At 60.0% G+C, this 9,640-nt stretch carries 9 protein-coding genes and 1 tRNA gene; all 10 read right to left on the bottom strand.

Annotation, left to right across the window (positions count from 1 at the left end; translation table 11 throughout):
- A partial coding sequence (locus QW379_03885) for an Ig-like domain-containing protein (protein ID MEM2869547.1) occupies nucleotides 1-1,963 on the bottom strand: 1,963 nt, incomplete at its 3' end.
- Nucleotides 1,956-3,080, bottom strand: coding sequence for a hypothetical protein (locus tag QW379_03880; protein ID MEM2869546.1), 1,125 nt, complete (start codon nucleotides 3,078-3,080; stop codon nucleotides 1,956-1,958). The genes QW379_03880 and QW379_03885, both read right to left, overlap by 8 nt.
- 78 nt (nucleotides 3,081-3,158) lie before the next feature.
- Nucleotides 3,159-3,599 (bottom strand): PIN domain-containing protein, encoded by a 441-nt coding sequence (locus QW379_03875; GenBank protein MEM2869545.1) that lies wholly within the window; start codon nucleotides 3,597-3,599, stop codon nucleotides 3,159-3,161.
- Entirely contained in the window at nucleotides 3,580-3,870 is a 291-nt protein-coding gene (locus tag QW379_03870; GenBank protein ID MEM2869544.1) for an AbrB/MazE/SpoVT family DNA-binding domain-containing protein, read from the bottom strand. Before QW379_03870 ends, QW379_03875 begins: the two co-directional genes overlap by 20 nt.
- A 193-nt stretch (nucleotides 3,871-4,063) precedes the next feature.
- A complete protein-coding gene (locus QW379_03865; protein MEM2869543.1) occupies nucleotides 4,064-6,268 on the bottom strand; it encodes a CDC48 family AAA ATPase in 2,205 nt (734 codons plus the stop codon).
- A gap of 24 nt (nucleotides 6,269-6,292) precedes the next feature.
- The gene (locus QW379_03860; GenBank protein ID MEM2869542.1) at nucleotides 6,293-7,093 is read right to left on the bottom strand and encodes a hypothetical protein; all 801 of its coding nucleotides are present in this window, start codon (nucleotides 7,091-7,093) and stop codon (nucleotides 6,293-6,295) included.
- Nucleotides 7,090-7,401 carry a hypothetical protein gene (locus QW379_03855; GenBank protein ID MEM2869541.1) on the bottom strand — a complete coding sequence of 104 codons (312 nt, stop codon included), beginning with the start codon at nucleotides 7,399-7,401 and terminating at the stop codon, nucleotides 7,090-7,092. The genes QW379_03860 and QW379_03855 overlap by 4 nt, the downstream gene beginning before the upstream one ends.
- A 93-nt stretch (nucleotides 7,402-7,494) precedes the next feature.
- Nucleotides 7,495-8,064 carry a class I SAM-dependent methyltransferase gene (locus QW379_03850; GenBank protein ID MEM2869540.1) on the bottom strand — a complete coding sequence of 190 codons (570 nt, stop codon included), beginning with the start codon at nucleotides 8,062-8,064 and terminating at the stop codon, nucleotides 7,495-7,497.
- 259 nt (nucleotides 8,065-8,323) lie between these two features.
- A tRNA-Arg gene (locus QW379_03845) sits at nucleotides 8,324-8,396 on the bottom strand.
- Nucleotides 8,397-8,649: 253 nt separating this feature from the next.
- The gene (locus QW379_03840; protein MEM2869539.1) at nucleotides 8,650-9,603 is read right to left on the bottom strand and encodes an aminopeptidase; all 954 of its coding nucleotides are present in this window, start codon (nucleotides 9,601-9,603) and stop codon (nucleotides 8,650-8,652) included.
- Nucleotides 9,604-9,640: the final 37 nt, after the last annotated feature.

The following is a 9,640-nucleotide window of genomic DNA, read 5'->3' as shown; positions in this document are numbered from 1 at the left end:
TTTCGGTTGTAAAGCTCCAGGAATAATCCTCCAGCATCGGCGCCCCTTCCAGCGAGAGCGCCCCTGCCCTGACAGTAACATTGTAAGTGGTGTTTTCTTTAAACTCGGGATGGGTCAAGGCGACATTCCTCAGATCCTCGGACCAGGATGGAGTGAGGGTCGTTGATGGTGCGATGGTAATATTCAACGATGTTCCATTCATCGCCTCGCTGAATGAGATCTCGATTGGGGCGTTGAGCGATACATTCGTTCCAGTTGGATTATGGGATAGGATGCGCGGGGCGGGGGCGAAGTCGACGGCGGCGTCGCCCAAAACGATGTTGCCCCCCGTGGCACTAGTAATATTTATTGGGACGATTATGAAGCCGTCCACGGCCTCGGCGCGGTGGGCGGTCACATAGGTGTAAATCGCGTCCGTGAGATTAGAGGCGGGCACTGTGCCGGTGAGCGAGCCGGCATGAAACCACTCAATGGTGCCGTCGGTGCCCACATCAATAGAAACATCGGAAGGATAGTGCTCAATTGTATACTCGATTGTCAGACCCCTCAGAAAGGCCGTACCGTTGCCGTTCCCTGTAAACGCAGAGCGCCAGTATATAATGTTGCTAGGAGATGTGAGATTCATCAAAGTGTCGTTTTGAAACACTTGCCAGGTGGTTCCGTCAGATGAGAGTTCCACTCCGATGACGGAACCGGGAGTAGGGTGTGAATCAATCACCGGTCTAGCTGCAACAATGCGACCTTCAGGTGAAATGACGGTCGGGCCAGGAGCGGAGGTGAGGATGGCATTAATAAGATAAGGCGAATATTTAATGTAAAATTCTGACATGGTAGGAGTAACATTTGAATCTGAAGTGGTTAATGTACTATTGTACTGAATGAAAGGCCCCCAATTAGATAGATTAGAGGTAAATATGTTATAGGTATAATTCGATATAATATTCTGCCATTGCGACCAAGAAATGTTCTCCGGGGACATTCTCAGCTTCACGGAAACGGACGTGTTTGACGGGACGTTTTCAATCCATGACACGATATATGAGTAGGGGTTGTTTCCCAGTACAATCGAGGACTCCAAAGAACCATTGGGAGTATAATTGAACATACTAACGGCGGAAAGGATCTGTCCAACGTCGGTTGATGACCACCCTCTATAATATATTCTGAAGCCTCCCGGAATCGAGAACACCCTCCCGCCTACATAAACACCCCCAAGGTCATTTTGATCACCGGGGGCGATCCTCACGCCGTCTTCTTTGGTCCAATCAATAAGGTTCCGGGATAGTGCGCTTCTTATTCTTGGTTTGTTATCGGCCGCGTACTCATTATTGCATGTATAGAACATTCTGTATGTGTCGTTTTTTAATAATGTTATCACGGGACTGTAGACTCCGTCATTTTCGAAATCGCTCGTAGCGCCGATATCTATTCTCACGCCGCTTTCCTTCGTCCAAGTCAATGTGTCCGAAGAAATAGCACTCAATATCCTATGTCTTCCATAATTAACATCTAGACCTACATAATATAACCTATATCCTCCTGGATAGGGCTCGACCCAGACTTTTCCGCAGGCTCTTGCATTGTCATAGCCGTCCGAACGTCCCCCCGGAGAGAGCCTAAGACCCTCTTTGACCCAATTAAGGCCGTCTATGGAATAGGCGCTCGCGATGTAGGCGGGGACGCCTTCGATACCGTTTGTGCATGTATACAGCATTCGGAGTGCTCCATCTGGAAGAATGATGATGTAAGGGTCGCTCACGACCCTATTCTCATATCCAGAACCGCCACCCGTGTCCACACGCACCCCGTTCTCCTTTTGCCATACCAGACCGTCTTTGGAAATGGCGCTCAGAATCTTGCCCTTCTCCGACGAGAGGTTAATGCCCGTGTAATACATGCGGTAAGTTCCATTCGCCAATCTAATAATGTCAAAATTCCCATCGAGAATCGCATCGTCACCCATGGATGAATTGTCGAGGCGAATCCCCGGTTCCTTGGTCCAGTTTAAAAACTCGGTGTTCCGAGGCAAAAGGGAGAGGCACTCTCCCACCTCGAGCCCGACCGCATTTGGTCGTATCATCCCATTTTTCTTTAACCAGAGTGCCATAACCCCATTCGTGCATTATTGGCGTGACATTCGTATCGCTACTCCACAGCGTCAGGTTCAACCGTATTTTGGGATATCTGCTGGCGTCCACCAGAATGGGGTCGCCGTTTTTGAGATAGGAAAGGAGCGTGTTATTGCTCTCGTCGGTGACATTGACCCAGTACCCGCTATTTGGCGGAAGGGTGGCGTTCACATAGAGGTTGCCGTAAGTTTGGAGAAATGGTGAGAGGAGAGGAGTGTTATACAGCATAACATTTTCCCGCCACCCCGTACCCACTCCCCATTTCGTTATTCTGGGAGTGATATTCTGGTCGCTCGTGTTGACATTTAACCTCATCACGAGCTCCCTGTAAGGCTCCTCCATCCCCGCCCACAATGAGAGGTCCAGCTCATCCCCGTTCCTCAGCCCTTTCTGGAGCATCGCGTTACCCGCCCCAGGGTCGAGGATGTCTACTGAATAATTCGTCCCGCTCGGGAATTCGCCCTGAACCATAACGCGGGAATATGCAGACACATTTAAAGCTGGAGATAAAAGCCTACCTGAGCCGCTTTTATCGGCCAGGCACAGTGCTCCGTTTACCATCGCTAGGTTCTCGCATTCTCCTCTTCCCAACGCCTCCTCCGCCGTCTCCTCCCACCAGCTCCCGAAGCCTACGAGCCCTATGCCCTCCGGTGACAGGGTCAGGTTTGTCCTCTCCGCCGCATCCTCCCAGATTTCAGTGGCGTTGGCGGACCAGCTGTGGTTCGTGTAGAGCGGCAGCCCGGTCACGTTCAGAACGGCGCCCTTCACCAGCCCGTCCACGGGGACCCTGAGGCCCGTCGTGCAGGTCCCTCCGCCTGGAGGGAACGAAAACGTGGCCGAGGGAGTGATTTCAACAGGAATCCAGTCCGGAAACGCCCCCGGGAGGGGGAGAACCATGAGAGCGATTGTTAAAAGACATACCAACCTGCGCCAGCGCGGCATGGCACGCACCCTGCGGGAAATCGGGATGCAGGATATTTAACGGTTGCGCAGTGCTCAAAACGGTACCGGGCCGCTCAACCGGCACGCTCATTTCCGTCCTTGCGCATCGTGCTCGATTCGCCCGAGCGCGGCGCGGGACGACATGACCGGCAGGGCATCGGCGAGCCCGAGCAGCGCCCTATCCCCCGTCACGAATATGTCCGGCTCTGTCCCCAGAGCAGCGGCAATGATGGGCGCGTCGCTAGCGTGTGGGGCCATCTCTCTCCCCTTTGGGATAAGGGCCGCATACTTAATTCTCGGCACCATTTCCGACCCTTCGGATATCACTCGAAGGAGCAGAAGCGCCGGCTCGATGTCATCGGAACCAGAGAATTTCCCGGCAATGACACGGAGAGCCTCGTCATAGACGTCCTCCGGGAGCACCAGCCTGATATCTCCCCGGATGGCGAGGACCAGAATTCTTCTCTCGTTGCCAGGAAAGAAGAGCCCGGAAACGATGGTGTTGGTATCAACCAGCACCCTCAGCATAGAGCTCCTTCCAGGTGCGGGCCTTCTCCCTCTTCACAAGCGTGGCGAGCCTTCTGCGTGTGAGGCGGAGCCGGCGCCTGCGGCGGTCGAACGGCCGGAAGAGCGTCTCGACCTCCTCCAGCGGCATGATGATTATGCCTTCCTCCGTCTCCAGGAAGATCACCATCTTGCCGCTGGAGAGGCGCCTGCCCTGCCGGATTCTGATCGGTATCGTCACCTGACCCTTCGATGTGACCTTCGAGGCGCCGATGCTCACCGGACCACCAGACACAGGTATTACTTTTCTTACCAGATAAACATTTGCTACCATATCAGGTCCGGCAGCGGAGCCTCCCCGGCGCCATTATCCACGGCCCGCTACCGGCGGCTTCCCTCCTCCCGCCCACCGCCCCTCCGCCCGCACCCCTGCACCCCGTCCCTGCCCCATTCCCCCGTCTCCGCCTGCCCGCCCCCACCCACCCCTGTCACCTGTACCCGGCGACCTCGTCCCCCGCCCCCCTCAGTCCCCCACCCGCCAGCTCTTTTGCAAGCCGCTCGTAGAACCTGACCATCCTCTCGTCCGCCGTTGGCCTGACCATCGCCAGCGCCCTCTCGAAGTGCGCGGCCGTCACCCTAGCGGCCTGGATATTTTCCCTCATCGCCGCCAGCGCGGCTTCGCGAACAAGCGCCTCGATGTCCGCGCCCACGAACCCCTCGAGCCTGGCCGCCAGGGCCTCCAAGTCCACGCCCTCGAGGGGCATGTTTCTCGTGTGAACTTTGAGTATCGCGAGCCTCGCCGCCCTGTCAGGCGGGGGAACGAGAATAAGCCTGTCGAGCCTGCCGGGCCTGAGGAGCGCGGGGTCTATCATGTCGGGCCTGTTGGACGCGGCGAGGACGATGACGTTGTCCAGCCTCTCCAGGCCGTCGAGGGAGGTCAGGAGCTGGTTCACCACCCTCTCGGCCGCGCCGCTGTCCGCGCTCTGTCCCCGTCGGGGCGCGAGGGCGTCGAGCTCATCGAGGAAAACGATCGAGGGTGAGTACTGCCTCGCCTTCTTGAACACCTCCCTTATCGCCCTCTCGCTCTCCCCGAGCCACTTCGAGAAAACCTCCGGCCCCTTGACCGATATGAAGTTCGCAGACGACTCCGTCGCCACGGCGCGGGCGAGGAGGGTCTTCCCGGTCCCCGGCGGCCCGAATAGAAGGACGCCCTTCGGGGCCTGAATACCGAGCCTCCGGAACGACTCCGGGTGCTTCAGGGGCCACTCGACCATCTCGCGCAGGCGAGCCTTGACGTCATCAAGCCCGCCGATGTCTTCCCACCTCGTCCCGGGGACCTCGACCAGAACGTCTCTCAGCGCGCTCGGCTCTATGTCCCTCAGCGCGTCCCGGAAGTCCTCGGCCGTGACGCGAATTCCCTCGAGCGCTTCCGGAGGAATCGGTTTGTCGAGCGCGAGCTCCGGGAGGGCGCGCCTCAGGCACCTCATCGCGGCCTCCCTGCACAGCGCGGCGAGGTCCGCGCCGACGAAGCCGTGGGTTGCGTCCGCGATGCTCCCCAGGTCCAGGCCCTCCTCTAGAGGCATGTTCCTCGTGTGGACCTGGAGAATCTCGAGCCTCCCCTGCCTGTCCGGGACGCCGATCTCGATCTCCCTGTCGAACCTCCCGGGCCTCCGCAGCGCGGGGTCGATCGCGTCCACCCTGTTGGTGGCTGCGATGATGATCACCCTGCCCCTGCCCTGAAGCCCGTCCATCAGCGTCAGCATCTGGGCCACGACCCTCCTCTCGACCTCGCCGTGGACGTCACTCCTGCGCGGCGCGATCGAGTCGAGCTCGTCTATGAAGAGAATCGAGGGCGCGGCCTTCTCCGCCTCCTCAAACTTCTTTCTCAGGTGCTCCTCTGAGGCGCCGTAGTATTTGTCCATGATTTCCGGCCCCTGAATGGAGAAGAAGCTCGCCCCGGCCTCGCTCGCCACCGCCCTCGCGATCATCGTCTTGCCGGTTCCGGGGGGCCCGTAGAGCAGAACGCCCTTCGGGGGCTCGATGCCGAGCCTCTCGAAGAGCTCGGGGTGCTTCAGAGGGAGCTCGACCATCTCCCTGACCCTCTTCAGCTGCTCCCCGAGCCCCCCGACGTCCTCGTAGCTCACCGCCGGCGGGAGCCTCTCCTCGCCCCCAGCCTCCTCCTTCAGCACCAGCTCTGTGTCCTCGACGAGCTGGACCACGCCCGCCGGGTAGGTCGAGACCACGACGAAGGCGAGGGTTCCGCCCATCAGCGCCATTCCCGGGACAAAGACTATGTCTCCCTTGCACATCGGCCTCTTGAGCAGGGCCCTCCTCACAATGCCCTCGAGTCCGCCGCCTGAACGAACCCTGCCCTCTTCCCCCATGAGTTGGGCGAGCACGAGCTTGCGCGCGGGGCTTGCGTCGGCCTTCGCCACGACCGCGCGGTCGCCTATCGAGAGACCCGCATTCTTTCTTGTGAGACCGTCGATTTTCAGAAGACCCTTATTCTCATCCTGGGGTGAGAGCATCCTCCAGACCACCGCGGCCGTGGTCTTCTTGCCCCTTATCTCCACGATGTCCCCCGGCGAGACTCCCAGCGCGAGCCGGCTTGCGGTGTCGAGCCGGGCTCGGCCAGCGCCCACGTCCTCCTGATGGTCCGTTGCTGCAACCCTCAGCACTATGTTCTCTGCCATTTCCAGCCTCGGATGTCGCTACCCTCACAAATCCTTTTTGGCCCTGCGTCTCTGCCTCAGGATGGCCTCATCCAGCGTTAGCTCGCCCTTGACCACCCTCTCCGCAAGACGGTCCGAGATTGTCACCGCGCCCTGGCTTTCGATGCGACTCAGGCGCTTCACGTTGTTGAGCTCGCCCCTCTTGGGAACCGTCTCCAGCCTCCGCCTGACCACGGGGCCGCTGAGCAAGGCGATGTCTATAGCGGCCCGAATGTGCGGGAGCCGGGCGCCGCGCGAAGTGTAGCGCTCGTCCGCCATCTCGACCGGGTGCCCGAGTTCGAGAAGGAGGTTGATGATGCGGTTCCTGTTGGGCGGGTCCCCGCCGCCGACCCTGAACCTGATCTCCCTTGAGGGGTAGGTCTTTAGAACCCGCCTGACCTCCTCCGAGAGCTCTTCGGGCGAGTGGAGCTCAGCGGTGTGGAGCACGGTCCCGTCGCCCAGAACCGCGAGACCGATTCTCTTTCCAGGGTCGATGCCGAAAATAATTCTCTCCCACTCCCTCCGTCCCGCCAGGGCCTCCTCGGCCATCCTGACGCTGAGGCGAATCGAGTGCTCGTCGACCCCGGGAACCACAACTTTGGGCCTGAAATCGATTTCCTCCTCCTCGGTGGCGGTTGTGACCACAACGCCCACACCCGAGGGCACAGGGTCGGAGGGTGAGAGGCTTAAGAAGGGCCTGCGCAGGGCCTTGAGCGCCCTCACGAGCTCGTAATAAACCTCGAAGTCCTCTGTGGCTATGGCGATGAGCTTCATTCCAGCGCGATCCCCGCCCGACAGACTTGTCACTCCTCGAGCAGTCTTTTGCTCTTCTCAATCCCCTTCCGCGCCACCTCCGCCCCCTTCTCGATGACTTTCCCCACCGCCTCAGTTCCAGCATCTATGACCTTCTTGACCTCCGGGGTATCCCTTAGAATCTCAGCGGCCGCTTTCACGCTCCGGTCCGCTACTTCGAGCACCTTCCTACCTGCTTTTTCAGCCACCTTGGCGCCCTCGTCCATGAGCTTGCCGCCCTTTTCGGCGGCTCTATCAATGACCCTGCTGGTCCTCTCGGCCGCCCTCTCCACCACTTTGCGCACCCTTCTTCGCCCAGACACGGCGCTCCCTCCCCGGATGCATTAACTAAAACAATCCGGCGGTTTAAAGTCTTTTTCAGGGCCCCGGTCACAGCGCCCGGTCGATCCCGCGCCTCATCCTTCCCTGCTCCGCCTGATAAAGATCATGAATGACTGGTCCGGAAGGAAGTCGTGGGTGTTGGTCAGCGCGAACCCGGCCGACTCCATCTCCGAGACGAGAGTCTCGGGGGGCACGGAGTGCTCCGGGCTGTGCCCCCTGCCCGGCAAGTGCTCGACTATCGCCACCCTGCCGCCGGGCTTGAGGAGACGCCCGAATTCGGAGAACAGTGCCGGGCGGTCTCGGATGTGGTGGGTGACGTTTCTCATGAATATGAGGTCCAGCGAGCCCTCCGGCACTTTCCTCGCGGCCTCCTCAGGGGTGAGCGCCTCCAGCCCCTTCAGGCCCCGCTTTGCAGCCTTCTTCCGGATGTACCTGAGAAAGGCCGGATTGATGTCCACGGCGTAGACCCTCCCCTCCCCTCCGACGAAATCGGCGAAGCGCATCGCAAAGTAACCTCCGCCGGCCCCGTAGTCCATCACGGTCTCGCCGGCGCGGGGCATCAGCGTCTGGAGAATTCGGTCGGGCCTGCTCCTCGCCCTCGAGGCCTTCCAGTTGAACATCCACGCCTTAAAAGCCCCGGGCATCAAACAGGGCAACAGGGGTGAGTGATTTATATTTTTTTATTTAACGCCCCCGCCCCTGTCTTTCCGGTATGCAACGAGCCCCCGCACCGATAATCCACATTCGTTGCGAATTCAGCGACGCCCCGTCTTGTCATGCCGGACGCGTCTCCTTCTCGAATCCCGGCGCTCAGACTGTCCTGTTGGTTAACGGGCCCGTGGGGACCGCTGGTGGCCTGCAGGCCACCGAGGACTAGGCGGGCCCGTGCAACGATTATTTAGACGGGCCCGCCGGGATTCGAACCCGGGTCTTAGGCTCCGGAGGCCTATGTGATTCCAAGCTACACTACGGGCCCATGCCTGCGGAAAAGGAAAAGAGCGTGGCCCTTCATTAAATCTGTGGTCCCGCTCCGGAGGCCTGTGTGACCGAAGATGAGCGAGCGGAGCGAGCTCATCGAGGCGAGGGAGAAACCGGAAAGGAGTGCGTGGCGGTTTCTCCCGGGTTCCAAGCTACACTACGGGCCCATGCCTGCGGAAAAGGAAAAGAGCGTGGCCCTTCATTAAATCTGTGGTCCCGCTCCGGAGGCCTGTGTAACCGCGCCCCCGAATTCAGAGCTTCAGGAGTCTTCCGTCGACCTCCACCCTAGGGTTGAGAATGATTCCGTCGACGTGGACGCCGGCGCGCACGCTCCCGCCGAAGGTCGAGTTGTCGCCCAGCGCGATGTGGACGGTTCCGACCACCTTCTCGTCCTCGAGCGGGTTGCCTATCAGCCTCGCCTTCGGGTTGAGGCCGATTCCGAACTCCGCAATATTGTAGGCGCCGTCCGGGTTCTCGAGCTTTGCAGCCGCGCCCTCGAGCGTCTTTTTCAGGGCCCTCGCCTGCGGCCCGCCGGTTATCTCCCTCGCCAGACCGTTTCTGACGACCATCCTGACGGGCTTCTTCAGAATGCCCACACCAGCCAGCGCCCCCGTGACCACGACCACCCCCTCCGCCGTCCCCTCCACGGGGGGCACGAAGAGCTCCCCCGCGGGCAGGTTTCCGAACGCACCCCTCTCGTGCAGAATTCCCGTGTCCGGAATCCACCTCCTGCCCTCGACCGAGAGCCTTATGTCGGTGCCCTCGGGCGTGGTCACGCGAACCTCCCTCGCTCCGGCGAGACGCCCTAGGAGGCCTTCTGCCCGTCGCTTGATCTGCCTGAAGTCCGCAGTCATGCCCCCCCGGCTCATCATCTCCTCGGTTATCATGGGCATCGTCGCTATGCGCGCGCCGGCCTCGTTCGCCTCCTTGCGCGCCTGCGTGTGGGATATAGAGAATGCGGTCGGGGCGATGACCACGTCAGCAGTCTTCATGATGGCCGCCACGGGAGCGGGCGGCTCCTCCCCGTGCCTGCTCCTCGGTAGCATCTTGACGAGAATCGCCTCCGAGCCCGCCTCCTTGGCGGCCCAGTGCAGCGCCTCACCTATGTCCTCCTTGATGATGTCCGTGACGACCACGACCCTCTCGCCCTTCTTCACCCTCAGGCAAGTATTTACCGCCGTGCGGGCTCCAGCCATTACGCTCATCTTCACTCCCCTTCAATACCGGTTTGAAACCGAGATG

The sequence above is a fragment of the Thermoplasmata archaeon genome, assembly GCA_038851035.1.
In the GTDB taxonomy this organism is placed as follows: domain Archaea; phylum Thermoplasmatota; class DTKX01; order VGTL01; family VGTL01; genus JAWCLH01.
This window is presented reverse-complemented; position numbering and strand designations above follow the sequence as displayed.